The 21,858-nt window shown below is 59.1% G+C and carries 14 protein-coding genes and 1 pseudogene; 11 read left to right on the top strand and 4 right to left on the bottom strand.

From position 1 onward, the window contains the following. Positions 1 to 8: 8 nt before the first annotated feature. From tssH to K9857_RS11890, 10 genes are all read left to right on the top strand, one after another. Positions 9 to 2,594, top strand: a complete 2,586-nt coding sequence (tssH, locus tag K9857_RS11935; protein WP_224535941.1) for a type VI secretion system ATPase TssH — start codon at positions 9 to 11, stop codon at positions 2,592 to 2,594. A 10-nt stretch (positions 2,595 to 2,604) separates the two neighbouring features. Beyond that, positions 2,605 to 4,122 carry a sigma-54 interaction domain-containing protein gene (locus K9857_RS11930; RefSeq protein ID WP_224535939.1) on the top strand — a complete coding sequence of 506 codons (1,518 nt, stop codon included), beginning with the start codon at positions 2,605 to 2,607 and terminating at the stop codon, positions 4,120 to 4,122. A gap of 89 nt (positions 4,123 to 4,211) precedes the next feature. Then, positions 4,212 to 4,352, top strand: a complete 141-nt coding sequence (locus tag K9857_RS11925) for a type VI secretion protein (protein WP_224535937.1) — start codon at positions 4,212 to 4,214, stop codon at positions 4,350 to 4,352. A gap of 17 nt (positions 4,353 to 4,369) precedes the next feature. Further along, a complete protein-coding gene (gene tagH / locus K9857_RS11920) occupies positions 4,370 to 5,566 on the top strand; it encodes a type VI secretion system-associated FHA domain protein TagH (protein ID WP_224535935.1) in 1,197 nt (398 codons plus the stop codon). 5 nt (positions 5,567 to 5,571) lie between these two features. After that, positions 5,572 to 6,069 (top strand): type VI secretion system lipoprotein TssJ, encoded by a 498-nt coding sequence (gene tssJ / locus K9857_RS11915; protein ID WP_224535933.1) that lies wholly within the window; start codon positions 5,572 to 5,574, stop codon positions 6,067 to 6,069. Then, on the top strand, positions 6,066 to 7,397 hold the full coding sequence (gene tssK, locus K9857_RS11910) for a type VI secretion system baseplate subunit TssK (protein ID WP_224535931.1): 1,332 nt from the start codon (positions 6,066 to 6,068) through the stop codon (positions 7,395 to 7,397). Before tssJ ends, tssK begins: the two co-directional genes overlap by 4 nt. Positions 7,398 to 7,402: 5 nt before the next feature. After that, complete coding sequence (gene icmH, locus K9857_RS11905; RefSeq protein ID WP_224535929.1) at positions 7,403 to 8,272, top strand: type IVB secretion system protein IcmH/DotU; 870 nt, start codon at positions 7,403 to 7,405, stop codon at positions 8,270 to 8,272. Between the two features lie 19 nt (positions 8,273 to 8,291). Then, complete coding sequence (gene tssM, locus K9857_RS11900; RefSeq protein WP_224535927.1) at positions 8,292 to 11,810, top strand: type VI secretion system membrane subunit TssM; 3,519 nt, start codon at positions 8,292 to 8,294, stop codon at positions 11,808 to 11,810. Then, positions 11,810 to 12,538, top strand: a complete 729-nt coding sequence (locus K9857_RS11895) for a PP2C family protein-serine/threonine phosphatase (RefSeq protein WP_224535925.1) — start codon at positions 11,810 to 11,812, stop codon at positions 12,536 to 12,538. The genes tssM and K9857_RS11895 overlap by 1 nt, the downstream gene beginning before the upstream one ends. Further along, positions 12,535 to 13,545 carry a serine/threonine-protein kinase gene (locus tag K9857_RS11890; protein ID WP_224535923.1) on the top strand — a complete coding sequence of 337 codons (1,011 nt, stop codon included), beginning with the start codon at positions 12,535 to 12,537 and terminating at the stop codon, positions 13,543 to 13,545. The genes K9857_RS11895 and K9857_RS11890 overlap by 4 nt, the downstream gene beginning before the upstream one ends. A gap of 70 nt (positions 13,546 to 13,615) precedes the next feature. Here K9857_RS11890 and K9857_RS11885 read toward each other — a convergent pair whose 3' ends face one another. Both K9857_RS11885 and K9857_RS11875 read right to left on the bottom strand, forming a co-directional pair. Next, positions 13,616 to 15,238 (bottom strand): MFS transporter, encoded by a 1,623-nt coding sequence (locus K9857_RS11885; protein ID WP_224535920.1) that lies wholly within the window; start codon positions 15,236 to 15,238, stop codon positions 13,616 to 13,618. A 229-nt stretch (positions 15,239 to 15,467) separates the two neighbouring features. Further along, entirely contained in the window at positions 15,468 to 17,114 is a 1,647-nt protein-coding gene (locus tag K9857_RS11875) for a GMC family oxidoreductase (protein ID WP_224535918.1), read from the bottom strand. 131 nt (positions 17,115 to 17,245) lie between these two features. On the opposite strand from K9857_RS11875, the gene K9857_RS11870 reads away from it, so the two are divergent. After that, complete coding sequence (locus tag K9857_RS11870; protein ID WP_224535916.1) at positions 17,246 to 18,145, top strand: LysR family transcriptional regulator; 900 nt, start codon at positions 17,246 to 17,248, stop codon at positions 18,143 to 18,145. 57 nt (positions 18,146 to 18,202) lie between these two features. Here the strand turns inward: K9857_RS11870 and K9857_RS11865 are convergent. Together K9857_RS11865 and K9857_RS11860 are read right to left on the bottom strand one after the other, a co-directional pair. Then, positions 18,203 to 19,608 (bottom strand): annotated as a pseudogene (locus K9857_RS11865) (ATP-binding protein). A 332-nt stretch (positions 19,609 to 19,940) separates the two neighbouring features. Then, positions 19,941 to 21,440, bottom strand: a complete 1,500-nt coding sequence (locus K9857_RS11860; protein WP_224535914.1) for a Fic family protein — start codon at positions 21,438 to 21,440, stop codon at positions 19,941 to 19,943. Between the last annotated feature and the right edge of the window lie 418 nt (positions 21,441 to 21,858).

Below are 21,858 nucleotides of genomic sequence, written 5' to 3'. Positions count from 1 at the left end.
TGAAAGTCATGAGCAACGCAGATCTGCAACAGCTGATCAAGGCGCTGGACGCCGAAACCCGCCGCGACCTCGAACGCTCCGCTGAACGCTGCGTGGCTCGTGGCGGTAACAAGGTTCTTGTCGAGGACATGCTGCTATGCCTGCTGGAGCGCCCGCAAGGCTTGCTCGGCAAGGCTTTGCAGGATGCGCAAGTGGACGCTGGCGAGTTGAGCGCCACGTTGCAATCGCAGGTCGAGCACAGCGCTTCACGCAATCCGGTGTTCTCGCCGGAACTGGTGCAATGGCTACAGGATTCCTTGCTGGCAGCAAGCCTCGAATTGGGCCGGACCGATATCGGACAGGCCGCGTTGATCCTCGCACTGCTGCAAAACCCGTTTCGGTATGCGGGCAGCCGCTACCTTCCGTTGCTGGCGAAACTCAACCTGGAGCGACTCAAGGAGTTCGCCCTGTCTCAACAGGAAAAACCTGCCAGCCATCCAGTCGTACCGGGTGAATCCCTTTTGCAGCGCTTCACTCACAACCTCACCCAACAAGCCCGTGACGGCAAACTGGATCCGGTGTTGTGCCGCGACGGCGTGATCCGGCAGATGGTCGACATTCTCGCCCGGCGTCGCAAGAACAATCCGATTGTGGTGGGGGAGGCAGGCGTCGGTAAAACCGCCGTCGTCGAAGGCCTGGCGTCGCGTATTGCCGCTGGTGAAGTACCGCCAGTGCTCAAAGGCGTCGAACTGCTATCGCTGGACATGGGCCTGTTGCAGGCGGGGGCCAGCATCAAGGGTGAGTTCGAGCGCCGCCTCAAAGGCTTGATCGACGAAGTCAAAGTCTCGCCCAAGGCGATCATTCTGTTCATCGATGAAGCCCATACCCTGATCGGTGCGGGCGGCAACGCCGGTGCTTCAGACGCCGCCAATCTGCTCAAGCCCGCCCTTGCTCGTGGCGAATTGCGCACCATCGCCGCCACCACTTGGACGGAATACAAAAAATACTTTGAAAAAGACCCGGCACTGGCACGCCGCTTCCAGCCGGTGCAGTTGCACGAGCCTACCGTTAACGAAGCCGTGACCATCCTGCGTGGTTTGGCAAAGGTTTATGAGAAGAGCCACGGAGTCTACCTGCGGGATGACGCGGTGGTTGCTGCAGCTGAGTTGTCGGCGCGTTACCTGTCCGGGCGTCAGTTGCCAGACAAGGCAGTGGATGTACTGGACACGGCTTGCGCCCGGGTTCGTATCAGCCTTGCTGCCGCGCCGCACAGCCTGGAGTGCTTGCGCGGTGAACTGATCGAAGGTGCCCGCCAACGCCAGGCCCTGCGTCGTGATGCGGACGCTGGCTTGCCAATCGATCACGAAGTTCTGGACGCGCTCGAAGCCCGTCTGGATGAAGCTGAAAAAGAAAGCATCGCGCTACAAGTGCTGTGGTCTGAACAGAAAGAATTGGCCGAGCGTTTGCTGGAACTGCGTAAACAATGGGCCAGGGCTCGTGAAAAGGCCGCCAAGTCTGGTGCACAAAGTGTCGAAACCCTTGAAACCGCGCTCAATGAAACCTACCGCAGCCTGACCGACCTGCAAGCCAATGACCGACTGGTGAGCTTTGAAGTCTGCCCGCGCCTGGTGGCCGAGGTGATCACTGCCTGGACCGGCGTACCCTTGGCTCAGTTAGCCCGTGAGCACAACGCCAGGGTCGCAAACTTCGCCGCAGATCTGAGGTTGCGCATTCGTGGTCAGGAACAGGCCGTCCACGCACTGGACCGTTCGATGCGCGCTGCTGCTGTCGGTCTGAACAAGCCTGAAGCTCCGGTTGGCGTGTTCCTGCTGGTCGGTCCGAGTGGAGTCGGCAAGACCGAAACAGCTTTGGCCCTTGCCGAATTGTTGTACGGCGGGGAGCGTTTCATCACCACCATCAACATGTCCGAGTTCCAGGAGAAGCACACGGTGTCTCGCCTGATCGGTGCTCCGCCGGGTTACGTCGGTTACGGCGAGGGCGGCATGCTCACCGAGGCCGTGCGCCAGAAACCGTATTCCGTGCTGCTGCTCGATGAGATAGAGAAAGCCGATCCGGACGTGCTCAATCTGTTCTACCAAATATTCGACAAGGGTGTTGCGAACGACGGTGAAGGACGCGAGATCGATTTTCGCAACACGCTGATCCTGATGACTTCCAACCTGGGCAGCGAGCGCATCATTGAACTGTGCGAGAACGATGCCAAGCCGACCGCCGAGGCACTCGAAGACGCCATCAGGCCGATACTCGTCAATCACTTCAAGCCTGCGCTGCTGGCGCGTATGTGCGTAGTGCCTTACTACCCTGTGCGCGCTCCGGTACTGCGCGAGTTGATCGAAATCAAGCTGGCTCGATTGGGCGAGCGCCTGAGCCATCGACAACTGGATTTCACCTACTGCCAGAGCCTTGTCGATCACTTGGCTGAACGCTGCACCCAGAGCGATAGCGGTGCACGCCTTATCGACCACTTGCTTGACCTTCACATATTGCCCCTCATTGCAGACCGTTTACTTGGTGCGATGGCCACAGGCGAGCACCTCAAACAAGTCCACGCAACGATCCATGGCAACGCCAGCGTCACTTGCGAGTTCGCCTGAGATGGGTGCGATGTTCACTTCAATTACACAGCCGCTGGAGTACGCCGAAGCGCTGCTCGAGCAGTTCGCCAGTCTGTCGCGAGCTGAAGACGGAACTTCACTGCTTGGGAATTTCCTGCAGGGGCTGTCGCAGCTCAATAGCTGTGAACTGGCGCAGCTGTATTTACTGGACGCCACCCATACCTGTCTTGGTCTGGCCGCCGAGTCTCTCAATGGCAACCTGCAGCCAAGGGAAGTGACCAGTGTTCCGACGGACTACAGCGGTGAACAACTGCTGCAATTCGTGCTCTGCCAGAACCGCGTGGTGAGCCTCGGTGCATTGGGGACCAGCCAACACGAAACCGGATTTCTTCCGAGCCAGGCCAAACGCTGGGAGTCTTTGCTGTGTGTACCGCTGCTGAACGGTAACGGGCAAGTCAAGGGGTTGATCCTGTGCGCGACCCATCGGCACATCGATCTGCACTGCTTTGCCGAATCCATCGGCAAACTCGCCTCCTTTGTGTACGGGCAGTTTTTGCTGCTTCAACAGCTACGGCAGCCAAAAGAGCATGCCTCCACAGTACCGGTGACAGTCCCGAATGCCAGAGGGTATGGCTTGATTGGCCACAGCGCGGCCATGCGCGAAGTTTATTCGCTGATCAGCAAAGTCCTGCACAGCCCCTACACCGTCCTGCTGCGCGGCGAGACAGGTACCGGCAAGGAACTGGTCGCCCGGGCTATCCACGAGTTCGGCCCCCGTCGCGCCGGGGCGTTCGTCGTGCAGAACTGTGCGGCCCTTCCCGAGAATCTGCTCGAAAGTGAATTGTTCGGTTACCGCAAGGGCGCGTTCACCGGTGCCGACCGCGACCGCGCCGGATTGTTCGATGCGGCAAACGGCGGGACCTTGTTGCTCGATGAAGTGGGTGATATGCCACTTCCTCTCCAAGCCAAGCTTCTACGGGTGTTGCAGGAGGGCGAGATTCGCCCGCTGGGCTCAAACGACACCCACAGGATAGACGTGCGCATTGTCGCCGCCACCCATAGGGACTTGGTAAAGCTGGTCAAGCTGGGGAAGTTCCGTGAAGACCTTTACTACCGCCTCGCACAGTTTCCCATCGAACTGCCTGCGCTACGCGAGCGCGAGGGTGACATTCTCGACCTTGCCCGGCACTTCGCTCACAAGGCCTGCGTGTTCTTGCAGCGCGAGAGGGTGAGTTGGTCCAGCGACGCGTTGAATCATCTGGCCTGTTACGCATTCCCCGGTAACGTTCGCGAGCTCAAAGGCCTGGTCGAGCGCGCAGTGTTGCTGTGTGACGGCAGCGAGTTGCTGGTCGAACATTTCTCGATGCGTGTGAACGCCTTGCCCGAAAACAGCAGCCTGAATCTGCGCGAACGGCTCGAAAAGTTCGAGCGCAGTTTGCTCCTCGACTGCCTGCGCAAACATGACGGTAATCAGACGACTGCTGCCCATGAACTGGGCCTGCCGCGCCGCACGTTCCTCTACCGGCTCAGGCGCCTGAACATCAATCTGGCGAATATCGATGGGTAGGCCGCCGATGTCCGATCCCCTTCATCCATTTTTACCGGCGCTACCCGCAAGGGTGGTTGCTTGGTGCTGTCCCTGCGGAGATTCCCTGAATGCTCGTTCGTCACTGGCAAGCCGTCCTGCTGATCCTCGTCGTTTCATGCGGCCTGGGCGGATGCAGCGGTAACTACAAATTCAACGACTCTGCCTATCGACCCTTGGGCGATCCGCAGGTGGTAAATCGCGGCAAGTGACCACAAGGAGAATTACCATGGAACTGGTTTTCGAAATAATCAATAACAAGCAATTCATCTCTGCCGGACCGTGTCAGAAGATCTTCAAGCAGTCCGGCGGTGTGATTGGGCGAGCTGAGGATTGTGACTGGGTCATTCCAGACATCAACCGGCACGTGTCCAATCATCATGCTTCAGTCAGTTATCGTGATGGTTCGTTTTTTCTGACCGATACCAGCACCAACGGGATCAAGGATAGGGTCAGTGGGGCGCGTCTGGACAAAGACGTTCCGGTACGCGTCGAACACGGCAGTACATATGTGCTGGGCGACGTTGAAATTCATGCGCGCCTGGTTCGCGATCAGGACCTGTTAAATGTCGAGGTGGGGCTCCCACAGATCGCCGGCAGCGTCATTCCTGACGATGCATTTCTCGATCTCGACCCGCTGAAAGCCCTGGACCTACAGGAACGCGTGCGCTCGGAAATCGAAGATGTCATCTCGCCCCCCGCGACCATCGAAGAAACCCGTCAACGCGCAGACTATGCGCGTATCGACATGGAGAGCCTGACCGTACCGCAGTTGGTAGCAGCTGCACCGGAGCCTGAACCCGTGTCACCGCCGCAGGCGGTCGAACGCCAGTCCGATGATTTCTGGGAAAAGTTCGGCGCCGCCCTGGGTGTGAACCTCAATGAGCTCGATCATGACGCCAGGGAGGCGCTGGCGGTCAACGCAGCGCACCTGCTCCAGCAGAGCATCGTGGGCGTGCAGCAAAGCCTGCGCACACGTTGTGAGCTGAAAAACGAACTGCGTTTGGCTCAGACCACGGTGCAAGGGTTGCAAAAGAACCCGTTGAAGTTCGCCGTCGATGCTCCGGAGGCACTGGGCATTCTGTTGCAACCAGACAAGCCGGGCCTATTGTCTGCCGAACAGGCCGTCTGCCGTGCATTTCTTGATCTGCAAGCACATCAGGTGGCCTTGCTCAGCGCCAGCCGCGCCGCGGTTCGCGCCACCCTGGAGCACTTTTCGCCGCAGCAACTGACGCTGCGTTTCGAACGAGATAACAAGCCGTTGCTTGCAACCTCAGCAAGTCGTTGGAGAGCGTTCGAACGCTATCACCAGGCGCTACGCCAGGACGATGAGTGGAGCGAACGTCTTCTGTCCCGGGATTTCGCCCAGGCCTACGAAGAACAGATCCGCCTGATCTCGACCCTGCATACCGATCACCGAGGATGATGCGCATGTCACTCCGTTCAATTCCCTTCTTCAGCCTGCTGGCAGTCCTGGTATTGATCGCCGGCTGCTCGACCTTCTCGCCGTATTCCAAAGTGACCAAGCTGAACCTCAAGCTTACGGCTAGCGATCAACTCAACCCGGACCTCCATGGCCGACCGTCACCGGTCGTCGTGCGGCTGTATGAGTTGAAACACCCTGTGGCCTTCGAGAATGCGGACTTCTTCAGTCTGTACGAACGCGCCAGGGAGTCCCTGGCACCGGATATGGTTGCCAGCGAAGAGCTGGAACTGCGTCCTGGCGAAACCGTCGAGCTCAAGCTAAGCGTGGAGCAGGGCAGTCGCTATGTCGGCGTCCTCGCCGCTTATCGCGACCTGATGGATACCCAATGGCGCTACACGCTGCAAGTTACCCCGCAGCAGTCAACGGACAGTGACCTGACCCTGGATCAGACTGGCATTCGCAATACCCGCTCGGTGCTGGTGAAGGCAGGAGGCAGACCATGAATTCCCACAAGGTTGTATGGCAGGAAGGCATGTTACTGCGCCCACAGCACTTGCAGCACAACGATCGTTACTACGATCACCAGTTGAAGACCCGCACCCAGTTGCTGGGCAGCTACACATGGGGGTTTCTGAACCTGGAACTCGATTTGCAGTTTCTCAACATGAGCAAGGTGGTGGTGAGCCAGGCTTGCGGAGTGCTGCCCGATGGCAGCCTGTTCGAGTTGGGGGATAACGCCGAGCCACTGACGCTGGACGTGCCACCCAATACGGGAAAAACGTCGGTGTATCTGGCGTTGCCGCTGGTGACGGGCAACCACATCGAGTCCCGCCGCCCGGAGCAGTTGGACGTCCTGGCGCGTTACACCGTGTATGAAGCGCAAGTGGCCGACTCCAATGCGGGGGATGATTCTGCAAGTCAGATCATGTGTGCTCGTCCGGATTTCAAACTACTGCTGGGAGAGCAACAGACCGATCAGGCCTACGTGAAAATGAAGGTCTGCGAGGTGCTCAACACCACACCGGACGGTGTGATCAGCCTTGATCCGGACTTTGTGCCGACGTACATCAGGGCGCATGCCTCCAAGTATCTCCTGTCGTGCCTGAAGGAAGTCATCAGCATGCTCGGTCACCGGGGCGACACCATCGCCGAGCGAATTCGTTCCAATGGCAAGGTGGGGGGCGCCGAAATCGGCGACTTCATGATGCTGCAACTGATCAATCGCACCGAATTGTTGTTGCGTCACTATCTGGGCCTTGAGCAATTGCACCCGGAGGAGTTGTACCGCACGCTGCTAAGCCTGCTCGGTGATCTTTCGACATTCTCGAGCGACAGCAAAAGGCCGTGTCTGGACAGCCGTTATCAACACAGCGATCAGGGTGTGAGCTTTCGCAAGCTGATGCAGGCGATCCGGCAAATTCTGTCTATGGTGCTGGAACAGCACGCTATCGAACTGGCCCTGCAAACCCGACAGTACGGCATCATCGTTTCGCCGTTACAGGACCACAAACTGCTGGGGTCGGCGTCTTTCGTGCTGGCAGCCAGCGCCAACTGCGACAGCGAAGAGTTGCGCCAGCGATTGCCGTCGCACCTCAAGGTCGGCCCGGTCGAAAACATCCGCCAGTTGGTCAACCTGCATCTGCCTGGCATCAAGGTCAAACCGTTACCGGTGGCACCACGGCAGATCGCGTTCCACTCCAACAAAACCTATTTCATTCTCGAACTCAGTTCAGAAGACCGGGCACAACTTGAGCGCTCCGGGGGCTTCGCCTTCCATGTGTCCGGCGAATTCACCGAGCTTGAACTGAACTTCTGGGCCATCAGAGACTGACCGACATGACCAAGGAAACGGAACAACATCAGGACGATAAAACCATCTTGCTTGACCGCCAGGGCAAGGGTCTGGCGCCGTCCCCGCTGACGGATTCGGTGGCTGCCCCGCGTGTCGAACATTTGTCAGAACGCATGATCTACTCCGCGCGCTCAAGCTCTACTGAGGCGTTCAACACAGGCCTCAACTCGCTGGTTTCAGCGGCTTGCGATCTGTTATCGGAAGTGGTGCGACTCAAACACAGCACTGCTTGCGCGGACCTCAACGGTCTCAACACGCAACTGGCCAACGACTTGAAATCGTTCGAGGCGCGCGCTTTGCAAAACGGCGTCGAAACTGGCCAGGTCATGGCTGCCCGTTACGTGCTGTGTTCGGTAGTGGATGAGGCAGTAGTGACGACGACCTGGGGTAACGAAAGCAAATGGTCGCAAATGAGCCTGCTCAGCAAATTCCACAATGAAACCTTTGGCGGTGAAAAGTTCTTTCAATTACTGACTCGCTTGTCCAGGAACCCGGTCAAGCACCTGCCGATGCTTGAGTTGATGTACGTGTGCCTGTCGCTCGGATTTGAAGGGAAGTACCGCGTGCAAACCCGGGGAATGCTCGAACTGGAAGGCATCCGCGATGACTTGTACCGCCAGATTCGCCAGTTGCGCGCAGACACACCGCGAGAACTGTCGCCCCAGTGGGAGGGGCTCAATCATCAGCGCCGTAGCCTGGTACGCATCGTGCCGGCGTGGATGGTCGCGTTGTTTACCTGTGTGTGCCTGGTGGTGATGTATTCGGGGTTCGCCTGGGTGCTGGGTGAACAGCGCGACGCCGTTCTTCAGCCTTATCAAGCCATTGATCCGGCACCCGCCAAACCGCAGTCGTAACCGTAGACAAGGACGAATTATGAAAAAGGTTTTCAAGAAAGTTGGCACCTTCCTGCGAAAAACATGGGTCTGGGCCCTGTTGCTTGTACTGTTCGCTGCGTTGCTGGTCTGGATTGTCGGGCCGTTGCTGGCCGTGAGTGACAAGAAGTTCTGGGAAAGCTCTTCCTCGCGCCTTTTCACCATCAGTGTGATGTTTCTGATCTGGGGCTTGTGCATGGTGTACGTCAGCTGGCGTGCTGGTGTGCATAAAAAAGCCAACGAGGAAAGCGAGGGTGGAAAGGATCGTGTTCTTCGCGAGAAGCACATCGACGAAGAACAGAAGGCGCTCAGGACAGGTTTCAAGGATGCCTTGAAAACCCTCAAGTCCTCGAGTCTGTATCGGGGCCGTAGCGAGCGCTGGCGCGATGACTTGCCGTGGTACCTGCTGATTGGTCCCCATGCAAGCGGCAAGACCAGCCTGCTGGATTGTTCCGGTATTGAATTTCCGATCAACAGGATCGACCGCAAACTGACGCGCGACACCCGCGGGACACGTTATTGCGATTGGTATTTCGCTGATGACGGCGTGCTGATAGACACTGCCGGTCGCTACCTGAACCAACCTGATCCTCAAGTCGATGCCAGTGCATGGAGCACATTGCTCGATCTGTTGCGCCAGCGTAGCCGCAATCGACCGTTGAATGGCGTGCTGGTGACTATCTCGGTAGAAAACCTGCTGAGCGCCAACGAACAGGAGTTGGACGCTCTATCCAACCAGGTGCGTGCGCGTTTGCAGGAGGTACACCAGAAACTGCACGTCGACGTACCGGTTTACCTTGTGTTGAGCAAGGCCGACCACCTGCCTGGTTTCGACGAGTTTTTCGATCAGCTGAGTCGCGAAGAATGCGATCAGGTCCTGGGTACCAGCTTCCGCAAGGACCAGTGCGGCAGCGATGCTGCCGTAGTGCGCGCCGAATTCGAAGCGCTGCTGCATCGCTTGAACAGCCAGGTGATCACACGGATGCATCAGGAGCGCAATGCCCGGCACCGTGGTCGGATTCTCGATTTCCCTCATCAATTGGGAAAACTCGGTGAGCGACTTTGCTTGTTTGTCGACATGGCATTCACTGGCAACCGCTATCAACGTGCAACCCGGTTGCGTGGATTCTATTTCACCAGTGCACTGCATCTGGTTGAACAGTTGAATGAAAACACCGAGGGCACCGATTCAAGCCTGGAAGTGAATGCCGGAGTGCTGCCCACGCTGCGCAGTGGCCGCTCGCGGTTCATACACCATCTGTTCAGCCGGGTGATCTTTCCTGAAGCTGATCTTGCGGGACTGGACAAGCGTGAGCGCAGCCGAATTCATTGGGGGCAACGTGCGTTGTATCTCGGTGCAGTCACTGCCCTGGTGTTGTTCGGCATCCTGTGGGCCGGCGGATTTTCGGCCAATTACGGGCGTCTGGAAACCTTGCGCAATCTGGCGCAAAACTGGACACAAGAAACCTCTGCCTTACCCGCAGGCGATGACCCCATAGCGGTGCTCAAGAGCCTGGACAATCGCCACAAGGCCACTCAGGTATTCCCGAGTACAAGCGAAGTGAGTTATCACGAACGCGTTGGCCTGTATCAAGGTGAGTACGTCCATCCGACAGTCAAGTCTGCTTACGATCGCGAGCTTGAAGAAAGGCTTTTGCCGCAGGTGGCGATGCTGCTCGAAGGGCAGATCCGCGCGAGCATGAAGGACCGCGAGCGCCTGCTTAACAGCCTGCGTGCTTATTTGATGCTGAACATGAAAGACCGCCGCGACTCGCCATGGCTCAAGGAATGGGTCTCAACCGCGTGGTCACAACGCTACCCCGGTAATACCGAGGTACAGAACGGTTTGAACAGCCACTTCGAGCGCCTGCTGGAACAGCCATTCAACTATCCAGTGAATGATCAGTTGGTCACTCAGGCGCGTCAGGTTTTGCGCAGCGAGTCTTTGGTCAACGTGGTTTACCGGATGCTGCGCGAGCAGGCTCGCAGCCTGCCTGATTACCGTTTGAGCCAGCATCTTGGGCCGCAAGGGGCGCAGTATGTCGGCACTGACCACGTGATTCCGGGGTTCTACACCCAGCAAGGTTATCGGCAATACTTCTCGGTGCAAGGCTCCATGCTGGTCACCGATATCCTGAATGACAACTGGGTATTGGGTGAAGGCACGGGTATCAGCAGTATGGACTTGCGCCGACTTCTTGTAGATCTGGAGCAACGCTACTTCCGCGACTACTCCAACTATTGGAGCGAAGCGCTCGGCCATGTCGCACTGTCCCCCGCAAATGACTTTGGTGAAGTCGCCGAGCAGCTGGCGAGCCTGACTTCGGCCAGCTCCCCGCTTCTGCGGTTGCTGGTGGAAGTCCGGGAGAACACCCGCTTTCCCGTTATCGCCGATGATGCTGCGGACACTGTCGGTAAGCTGGCAGAGAAGGGCGCAAAACCGGGCAAGCTTGCTGCCTCGGCGTCAGGCAAGGTTTCGGGCGCACTGGCAAAAAATCTTCCGGACACCGCCAGAAAATCTCTGCAGCGTCGTTTTGAACCGCTGCATCGGTTGCTGGGTGACGACAACGGCCCGTCGGCTGATTTGACTCCGGCCATGAATGCACTCAACGATCTGCAACTGCAAATGGCCAGTCTGGCTCGCGCAAGCGTTCCGGAGCAGGCCGCTTTCGATATGGCCAGGACTCGCATGGGCGGCCAGCGCGATGCCCTGAGCAACTTGCGCAATGCGTCCGGACGTTTGCCGCGACCGGTCAGTGCTTGGTTCAGCGTATTGGGGGATGACACCTGGCGCCTGGTGCTGGGCGATGCCTACGCTCACCTTAACCAGCGCTATCAAGCCGAGTTGTTCGGCTTCTACCTCAAGGCAATCAGCAAGCGGTATCCGTTCGATGCACACAGCCCCAGCGATGTGTCGCTCGATGATTTCCGCGAATTCTTCAAGGCCCAGGGCATCGCCGATCGGTTTTTCGACGGTTATCTACGCCCATTTGTCAGCGGTGACCCGGGTAGCTATCGCATGCGCACGGTCGATGGTCACAGCCTCCCGATCTCCAGAACCTACCTGGACCAGATGGCCGCGGTGCAGGTGATCCGCCAGAGTTTCTTCAGCAACAACCCGGCGGAGCCACAGGTGCAGTTCAAGCTGGAACCCTACACCCTTGATCCTTCAGTGAGCCGTTCGGAGTTCAAGTTTGGCGGTACGACCATGGAATATCGGCACGGCCCGATCGTTCCAGTGTCATTCAAGTGGCCAACCGACGCTGAAGATGGTCGCACCAGCCTGGTCCTCGACAAAATGGTCGGCCGCCCGATTGGTATCGAAAAAAACACCGGGCCCTGGTCGCTGTTTCGTCTGTTCGATCTGATGCAGACCGAGTATCTGACCGGTCGTGACGTGCTGGTGCTCAAGGCGGATCTGGGCGGCCTGCGTGCCAACTACCTGCTGACCAGCCAACGCACACCAAACCCCTTCGATATGGACATGCTTCGCACCTTCCGTATGCCGGTGCAGCTCTGATGCGAGTAGCAGTCCCCTGGCGCAGTGCGGCGCGCACCGATATCGGCAAGATCCGGTCGCGTAACGAGGACGCTTTTCTCGACTGCCCCCAACTAGGAATGTGGGTGGTCGCGGACGGCATGGGTGGTCATCAGGGGGGCGACGTCGCCAGCCAGTTGATCGTCGCCACCCTGGCGGATTTGCCGCAGATGGATGACTTCGACGAGCGACTGAAGGGCGTTCGTCAATGCCTGCATTGGCTCAACCGCCGTCTGGGTCAGGAGCTGACGGTCATTGCCGGACGCCATGACGGCATCATGGGCAGCACCGTGGTGCTGTTGCTGGTGGAAGGCGATCGCGGAGCATGCATCTGGGCGGGCGACAGCCGTTGCTACTTGTGGCGAGGGCAACGCTTGTATCAGCTGTCCAGGGACCATTCGCTGCAACAGCAACTGATTGACGAACAACGAATGAGCGCTGCCGAGGCCAAAGCGCACCCGGACGCTCATGCACTGACCCGCGCGATTGGCGCCGCGGCGCAACTGACTCTCGACGTGCTGGAGTTCGAGGTTCATCCCGGCGATGCGTTTCTGCTGTGCAGCGACGGCCTGTACCAGAATGTGAACAGCGCTGCTCTTGGCAATGCATTGAGCCTGACGGCACCGCATCTTGCGCTGCAATGTCTGTTCGACAGCGCCCTGTGTGGCTCGGCGCGGGACAACCTGACTGCCGTGATGGTTCGCCAATGACCGAACTCACTCCATCTCCCGACATCCTGTCACCGAGTGAAGAGCAGGACCACAATCCGACTTACTTCGCTTTCGCCAACGCGCATCTGGCGCAACCTGCACCGTCATCATCCCGGCTCAGCGTCGGGCAAATGCCCGAAGTGCTTGCAGGTCGTTATCGCATCGAGCGCCTTTTGGGTGCCGGTGGCATGAGCCTGGTTTTCCGTGCACGTGACTTGCTGATCGAACAGTTCGGCGAACCCGCCCCTTGCATCGCACTGAAGGTGCTCAGCGAAGAATTTGCCCAATGGCCCGACGCGAGCACCTTGCTGTACAGCGAATTCGCCATGACCCGGCATTTGCGTCATGACAACGTGCTGCGTTTTCACACGTTCGAGGTGGACACCGATTGCCAGCGGGCCTTCATCACCATGGAGCTGATGCGAGGCCTGACTCTGGACAAGTTGTTATGCGAGCAACCGCTGGGTATCCCCTGGGCTGATTTGCGCAGCATCGCGTTGCAGTTACTTGACGCACTGGCTCACGCGCATGCACGGGGCATCCTGCACGGCGACATCAAACCGAGCAACGTGATGATCAGCGAGGAGGGTGTGCGTTTGTTCGACTTCGGTCTGGGCCAGGTGCAGGAGGGCGTACTGCCCGGCTTGCCGAAGCTTAGTCGCGAGCGGTTCGTTGCGTGGACTCCCGGCTATGCTGCTCCGGAATTGCTGGAAGGTCAGGCGTTGACGGCGGGCACTGACCTATACGCAGTGGCCTGCGTGCTCTACGAGCTGGCGGGAGGCAAACATCCGTTCCGCCGCTTGCCTGCAACGCAGGCACGTGATGCGCGTCTGGACCTCGAACTGAGCCGACCCGGACACTTGCCTAAACATTGCTGGCCGGCATTGCGTACCGCACTGGCATTTGATGAGAACCGAAGAAATATCAACGTCCAGCAACTGCGCGACGCTTTTGGCGAAACCTCATCATCGCTGCGACGGCGCATCTTTACGCGCGTTCAAGCCTGATTATCTGAAAAAGCCTGCATGCCGTGAGCATGCAGGCTTTTTCATTCAGGTTGCCTGTTCGTGGCTACCCTCAGTTCTTGTCCAAATCCACATTCCGCGTCTCACGCAGGCACAGCATCCCCACCACCAGGCTCACCCCGGTAATCAGCACCGGGTACCACAGCCCGTAGAAAATATCCCCGGTGTACACCACCAGCGCGAACGACACGGTTGGCAGGAAACCGCCGAACCAGCCGTTGCCGATGTGGTAGGGCAGGGACATGGAGGTGTAACGGATGCGGGTCGGGAACAGTTCGACCATCAGCGCCGCCAGCGGGCCGTAGCACATGGCGGAGATGATGATCAGCGCGACGATCAGCGCCACGATCATGGTTTTGTTGATCTGTTGCGCGTCAGCCTGTTGCGGATAACCGGCCAGGGTCACGGCGCCGCGCAGGGCGGCTTCGTCGAAACCGTCGATTTTCACGTCGCCCACACTCACCTGCACGGTGCTGCCGGCCGGGGCGGCGATGCTTTCGTATGGCAGACCCTGCTTGACCAGGAAGGTTTTGACCTTGTCGCAAGGGCTGTCGAATTTGGCCTTGCCCACCGGGTCGAACTGGAAGGTGCAGGTGGCCGGATCGGCCGTCACGGTGATCGGGGCCTGGCGGCTGGCCAGGTCGATTGCCGGGTTGGCGTAGTGGGCCAGGGATTTGAAGATCGGGAAGTACAGCGCGGTGGCCAGCAGCAGGCCGATCATCAGCACTGGTTTGCGTCCGACCTTGTCCGACAGCCAGCCGAAGAAAATGAAGAATGGCGCGCCGATGGTGACGCTGATGATCAGCAGGCCGTTGGCGACGGCGGGGTCCATTTTCAGGAACTGGGTGAGGAAGAACAGCACATAGAACTGCGCCGCGTAAAAGGTCACGGCCTGCCCGGCGTTGATGCTGAACAGGGCGATCAGCACGACCTTGAGGTTTTCCCATTTGCCGAAGGAGTCACGGATCGGCGACTTGCAGAGCTTGCCTTCCTCTTTCATTTTCACGAAGGCCGGCGACTCGTGCAGGCTCAGGCGAATCCAGGTCGAGATGCCCAGCAGGACGATCGAGAACAGGAACGGAATGCGCCAGCCCCAGACTTCGAACTGATCGCCGGTGAAGTAGCGGCAACCGAGCACCACCAGGAGCGACAGCAGCAAGCCGAGGGTGGCGGTGGACTGAATCCAGCTGGTGTGGAAACCGCGTTTGCCGATGGGCGCGTGTTCCGCGACATAGGTGGCGGCGCCGCCGTACTCGCCGCCCAAGGCCAGGCCCTGAAGCATGCGCAGCACCACAAGAATGATCGGCGCGGCGATGCCGATGCTGGCGTAGGTCGGCAGAAGGCCGACGCAGAAGGTCGCCACGCCCATGAGGACGATGGTGGCGAGGAAAGTGTATTTACGTCCGATCATGTCTCCCAGCCGACCGAAGACCAGTGCGCCGAACGGCCTGACCACGAAGCCGGCCGCGAAGGCCATCAGGGCGAAGATGAAGGCGGTGGTGTCGTTGACTCCGGCGAAGAACTGCTTGCTGATCACCGCCGCGAGGGCGCCGTAGAGGAAGAAGTCATACCACTCGAACACCGTGCCGAGCGACGAGGCGAAGATGACTTTCTGGGTTTCCTTGCTGGTGCCTGCGCTGCGCACGGCTTCCAGGGGCTGAACGTGTTCTGACATATCGGTATCCCTCACAGTGATTGTTTTTGTTGTTCCACTGTCGGCACCTGCCTTGTGGGCGGGGCCGCTACTGTCCTTGCATCGGGTGTAACCGTTCTACATCCCCACTGTAGGAGCGAGCTTGCTCGCGATGAACCTGAGAACACCGCGGGGCATCAGGTGCCCAGCGTTATCGTTGGCGTCCATCGCGAGCAAGCTCGCTCCTACAGTGGTGGTGGGGCGTTCGTTTTCATGGATGTGCAGCCAGTTCCAATTCCGGGGCAATGCTCCTTGTGTCGGGGTTGAGGATCAGTTGTGCAGCCTTTTCGGCAATCATCAACGTCGGCGAGCAGGTGTTGCCCGAAGTGATGTTGGGCATGATCGAGGCGTCGGCGATGCGCAGGCCGGGGATGCCGTGGACGCGCAGCTGGGCATCGACCACCGCATCGGCATCGTTGCCCATCCGGCAGGTGCCCACGGGATGGAAAATCGTCGTGCCGATACGCGCGGCGGCTTCGTGCAGTTGTTCTTCGCTTTGCAGGCTGTCGCCGGGCAGGTATTCCACGGGCTTGAAGGCCTTCAGGGCCGGGGCGGCGACGATGCGTCGGGTCAGGCGGATGGCGTCGGCGGCGACTCGCAAGTCTTCCGGATGGCTCAGGTAATTGGGTTGAATCAACGGCGCCTGTTGCGGATCGACGGAGCGGATTTCCACCTTGCCACGGCTTTTCGGACGCAGGTCGCAGACCGAGGCGGTAAACGCCGGGAAGTTGTGCAGCGGCTCGCCAAATCGTTCCAGGGACAGCGGTTGCACGTGGTATTCGAGGTTGGCCGAGGTCTGCTCCGGCCCCGAACGGGCAAAGGCCCCTAGCTGGCTCGGCGCCATGGACAGCGGGCCGCTGCGGTCATACAGATAACGCAGGCCCATGCCCATCTTGCCCCACACACTGCCGGCGATCTGGTTGAGGGTGCGGGCGTTCTCCAGTTTGTAGATCAACCGTAGTTGCAGGTGATCCTGCAGGTTGCCACCGACGCCGGGCAATTCATGCACGACACCGATACCAAGGCGATGCAGCAGCGGGCGAGGGCCGATGCCCGAGCGTTGCAGAATGCTCGGCGAGCCGATGGAACCGGCACACAAGATGATTTCCTTGCGCGCCTTAAAGGTCTGGACCTGACCTTGCCAGCGCACGCTCACTGCCGAGGCGCGGGCGTTTTCCAGCAGCACGCGATCAACCTCGACCCCGGTCAATACGGTCAGGTTCGCACGGTCGCGAATCGGTTTGAGAAAGGCCTTGGCCGCATTCCAGCGGATGCCGGCCTTCTGGTTGACCTGAAAGTAGCCACAACCTTCGTTGTCGCCCTGGTTGAAGTCATCGATGCTGGCGATGCCGCTTTGCTCGGCGGCGCTGCGAAAGGCATCGAGGATCGGCCACGACAGGCGCTGGCGCTCCACCCGCCAGTCGCCGCTGGCGCCGTGGAATTCGGAGTCGCCGGCAAAGTGGTTTTCGCTTTTCTTGAACAGCGGCAGCACGTCCTGCCAGCGCCAGCCGGGGTTGCCCTCGGCGGCCCAGCGATCGTAGTCGCCGGCCTGGCCACGCATGTAGATCATGCCGTTGATGGAGGAGCAGCCACCGAGCACCTTGCCGCGCGGGTAGCTCAGGGTGCGGCCTTGCAGTCCGGGTTGCGCTTCGGTCTTGAAGCACCAGTCGGTGCGCGGGTTGCCGATGCAGAACAGGTAACCGACGGGGATGTGAATCCACGCATAGTTATCGCGGCCACCGGCTTCGAGCAGCAGCACCCGGTGTTGCGGATTGGCCGACAGTCGATTGGCCAGCAGGCAACCGGCCGGTCCGGCCCCGACCACGATGTAGTCGTAGGTATCCTGGGTAGCTTGCATCCCTGACCTCGCATTGTTTTTCTTGTTGTGACCATCCTAGTTGTTAGCTTTCGTTTAAAAAATGTTAGTTTTTACGCAGCCACTGTGCGTTTTTAAACAGCGTGTTCAACTCGCAAGCCCAAGGATGATTCATGTTCGACTGGAATGACCTGCGGTTTTTTCTCGAGCTCCAGCGTAGCGGGCGTTTGCTAACCGCTGCCCGCCGTCTGAACACCACCCATGCGACGGTTGCGCGGCACATCGAGGCCATCGAAAAGAGCCTCGGCACGGCGCTGTTCGTGCAACACGCCCAGGGTTATGAAATGACGCCGGCGGGAGAAGCGTTGCTCAAGCATGCCGAGGCCATGGAGAACGTGGCGCTGCTGGCTCAGGAGGAAATCACCCAGTCGACGGCGCCTCTGGGCAAGATTCGTGTCGGGGTCACCGAAGGGCTGGGCATCATGTTCCTGTCCAGTCGCATGAACGGCCTGTTCGAGCGTTATCCGGGGCTGGAGGTGGAGCTGGTGGCGGTGCCGCGTTTTGTCAGCATCCTCAACCGCGAGGCGGAAATCAGCATTCACCTGGAACGCCCCGACGCCGACATGCTGGTCACGCGCAAGCTCACCGACTACCGGCTGGCGCTCTACGCCAGCCAGGCGTATCTGGACAAGGCACCGCCGCTGCGCAGTCGCGAGGACTTGGGGCGGCACGCCTGGATCGGCTACGTCGACGATCTGCTGTTCAGCCAGGAACTGATGTTCCTCAACAGCTTTTGCCGCAACCCGCAGGTGGTCTTTCACAGCACCAGTGTCATCGCCCAGCAACAGGCGGCCCGCGCGGGGCTGGGTATCGCGGTATTACCGTGCTACATGGCCAGCGCCGATCCCGGGCTGGTGCCGTTGTTCGCCGAGGAAAGCATTTTGCGCAGCTACTGGATCAGCACCCGTCGGGACCTGCACAAATCGGTGCGACTGCGGGTGATGTGGGATTACGTGGTGGAGCTTTGCGAGCGCGAACAATCACTACTGCTCGGCCACCCCGATCCACTGTAGGAGCCGAGCTTGCTCGCGATGCACGCAAGGAAACCGCGGAGCATCAGGTACGCAGCGTTATCGTTGACCACCATCGCGAGCAAGCTCGCTCCTACCGGGGATGGACAGGACGGCGCGCAATCCGCCTTCGGGGCGGTTGAGCAGGGTAATGCGCCCGTGCAGACGGGTGGCGATGGTGTTGACGATGGTCAGCCCCAGACCGGCGCCCTGGTGGTTGCCGCGGCTGTAGAAGCGCTCGAACAGGCGGGCGCGGTCGGCTTCGTCGATACCCGGCCCCTGATCTTCGACGCTCAGGTGATAAAACCCCTCGGACAGCCTCAACTGCACGCTGATGACCCCGTGTTCAGGGGAGAAATTCGCCGCGTTGGTGATCAGGTTGTTGAGGGCGATGTCGATGGCGGCTGCATCCGTGGCCACTTTGCAAGGCTGCTCGATACCGTCGAATGCCAGCTCCAGGCGCTTGCTCAACAACCAGGGCGTGAGTTGAACTAGACAATCGCGAATGGTCTGGGTCAGGTCGATGGTGGGCAACGGCGCGGGCGTGGCCTTGGGTTCCAGGCGGGCCATGGTCAGCAATTGATTGACCAGACGGCTGGTGCGGTCGACACCTGCGATCAGAAATTCCAGGGATTCACGGCGCTCCTGTTCGGTCCCGGCTTCCAGCAGGTTCTGCGCGTGCACCCGCAGCACCGCCAGCGGAGTGCGCATCTCGTGCGCCGCGTCGGCGATGAAGCGCCGTTCCCGGCCAAGCACCTCCTGGATCTGCGCGAGCATGCGGTTGAGCGCCGCCTGCATCGGCTCCAGCTCATTGGGCAATGGCGACAGCTGCAGCGGTTCCAGCGAGCCGCCGTGCCGTGCCCGCAGGGTCGCGGCCATGTCGGCCAGGGGTTTTAGACCCCAGCCGATGGCCAGCCAGACCATGACCGCCAGAATCAGACTGCCCAGAACGTTGGGCCACAGCGTATGACGCACGATGCGGTCCACCAGATCGGCACGCACATCGTCCCGCTCGCCGACCCAGATCCGCAGATCCGCAGATCATTCTGTTTGTCTTCCAGCAGGAAGGCGCGCCAATGGCGGTTGTTCAGATCCATCACATCGCTGAAGCCGGTTTTTGTCGGCGGGACGGTGAAAGAGGGTGCGCTGGCGGTGTGCACCAGTACCTCGCCCTTGCGATCCCAGACCTGGAAGGCGATCTTGCTTTCATAAGGATGACCCTCGACTCTGGGCTCGGCCTCACCCAGGGCCTTGTTGAAGGCCTGATACAACTCGCTCTGGTCCTTGCCGGCCAACGGCATGCGCAGCACGCCCTGCAACAGACGTGCGTTGCGGGCGAGTTGCGCGTCATAGACTTCGGCGATTTCATGGTTGCTGTCGTGCAGGTTGAACACGCTGATCACGGCGATACCGGCGAGCATCAGGCCAATGATCAGGGTCAGGGTGCGACGCCTGATCGAAGTCACCGGCGCTCCTCCACCAGATAAGCGTCCGGCGAACTCACCTTCCGAACTCCAGCATTAAGGGCAATGGTATACGCATATTGTCTACGCTCTAGTCGCCTTGGGTGATACCGGCGACGGCAAGCTGGCATTCGCTGCTCTGGCTGGTGTGGCGACTTTCAGCGGTATTCCAGTGTTGGCTATGTGAGTGAGCGATCGCACGCCTGGGCCTTTTCAAAGATGTTCAGTGTTGAAAATAGGGCCGCCTAAGAGTTAGTCGGGATGGCGCGATTGAGTTGGGCATGGCTTTACGCGGGGGATCTACCACCGGCCATTCAATCGCCACGGTCGCTGGACTATTGGTCGTCGGGCTCTGCGTAGGCTTCCGCCAGAAGGGCTTGGGCGTGAGCTTCGAGGAAGTCGAAAACCTCCTCTTGGATATACCCGTTGTATTGCTTCCGCCGGCCCCTTGATACGACCCCATTCTGGTCTAAGCACTGCATTATCAATTTGCTCAAGAGGCTGCCGCGCACGTCGTAGTTGTCATTAACCACCTTGAGCAACGTGTCGTATCGTTGCAGATACTCCGTTTCCTCCCTCAGTTCGATTTCCAATGCCCGCTTGGCCATTTCCAGCGTGAAGGCCACACATTCAGTCGCATCCCAGTAGCGATAGAGGCTTGGATCGCCGGTGAAGTTAAGCGACAGGTTGTCGGCATCGATCCCACGGACGTCCCAGAATTGCCGGGTAGGTTTCGAGAAGCTCTGCAGAGCTTCAAGGTAGCGTTGCTCCTCTCGCTTCATGGCAACGGAGACAGGGAGTAACAAACCGTTCTCCAGCGCACCGCTGCAGCACAATGCCTGGTGTATCAAGAAGCGCGACAGTCGGCCATTCCCATCCATGAAGGGATGCAAGAACACAAACCCGAATGAGGCAATGCCGGCGGCCACCAGCGGGTCAAGCTCCAACGGTGCATGGTTTGCGAAGGCCATGAGTTCGAACATCAGATCCCGGCAAAGGTCTGGAGGTGGGGGGACATAGGTAACCCCAGCCGCTCCTCGAAAGGAGTTGGTCAGGTGGTTTTGTTCATGCCGGAAGGCCACCGCCCATTCAAGCGGTTGGGAAATTGCATTGTTTTGCAGAGCGACCAAGTAGTCTTCGGTAAGCGGCTGGCGGTCATGTGCCTGGCGCAGCAACTGAACGAAACGCTCTGATTTCTGCTGGCTTGGTGCTTCCTTTTCAATCGCAAATGAGGAATCTGTCTCGCTCAGGTACGCCCAGTTGATGGTGCGATCCATCATTTCCTTAGGCAAGGAAGCAATGAACTTTTTCGAGCGCCCTAGAATATCGTATTCAAGCAGGGCTTGGACCTCAGGCGTGCGCTCTACCGTTGCGCAGTATTGGAGTGTCCCCAGCCCATTGAAGTCCACGCGCCAGCGATTGTTTCGTACCGATGGGCCAGTGATGTACCGCTCTGGATCAAAAAGGAGGACGCCGGGGCCCCGAGGCTTGTCCGTGTAGTCCAGTAAAGCGCCGGAGTAGACTTCCCAGAGGAAGCAAACTTTGCGCAGATAGCCACTGCTGGGAGATTGGGTTATGGCCTCGACAAGGAGTTGACCTTCAATGCGAGGCAGAGCCTGCGTCAAAATAGAGAGATTGACGCCCTCATGTTTGAGCGCAAAGATGATGTGGGCGAGAAAATCCCCAGCCTCCGGTGCAACCGCTTGAGGCACTGCAAGCGCGCCGTTGATCCGCTCAATGCGGGTGACGGGTTGAACGAGTGCGGGCCTCTTTACCCCGATAGCCTTCAGCCCCATCGCCTTGATCAAATGGGCGTAACCTACTAGATTTCCCATTTTTTCCCCTGTCGTGGCTAGATTTTTTTAACCGAGCCAAGGTTTTCTTAAAATACGCGCAGAACACTCAGAAAATATTAACTTAAAATGGCCGCGCAACCACTTTTTTGGGCTATCCGCTTCTCGACGCGCCGGGAATCTGGGCCAGTTCTGCCGCCTTCAACAAGGTTGATGGCGACACTAGAAACTGAGGCGCCAGAATGCAGGCATTCCTGCACGACCTGGGCTTTGAACGTTTGGGGTAAGAGCTTCGTAGGCGCTTGGAAATCCTGGCGATAAGGGCGATCGCGTCCGCTTACAAGTACGCGGACACCATCGCCCTTAATGCTGGAGTTCGGTAGGTGACTTGGCCGGACGGTTACGCTCCGCCAGCATATAGCCGCGAATGTTGATTCACGTCACCTACACGTATTTAGCA

This window comes from Pseudomonas sp. REP124 (assembly GCF_020164475.1).
Classification (GTDB): Bacteria; Pseudomonadota; Gammaproteobacteria; order Pseudomonadales; family Pseudomonadaceae; genus Aquipseudomonas.
The sequence above is the reverse complement of the archived record's forward strand: the minus strand, read 5'-3'. Positions and strand labels throughout refer to the sequence as shown.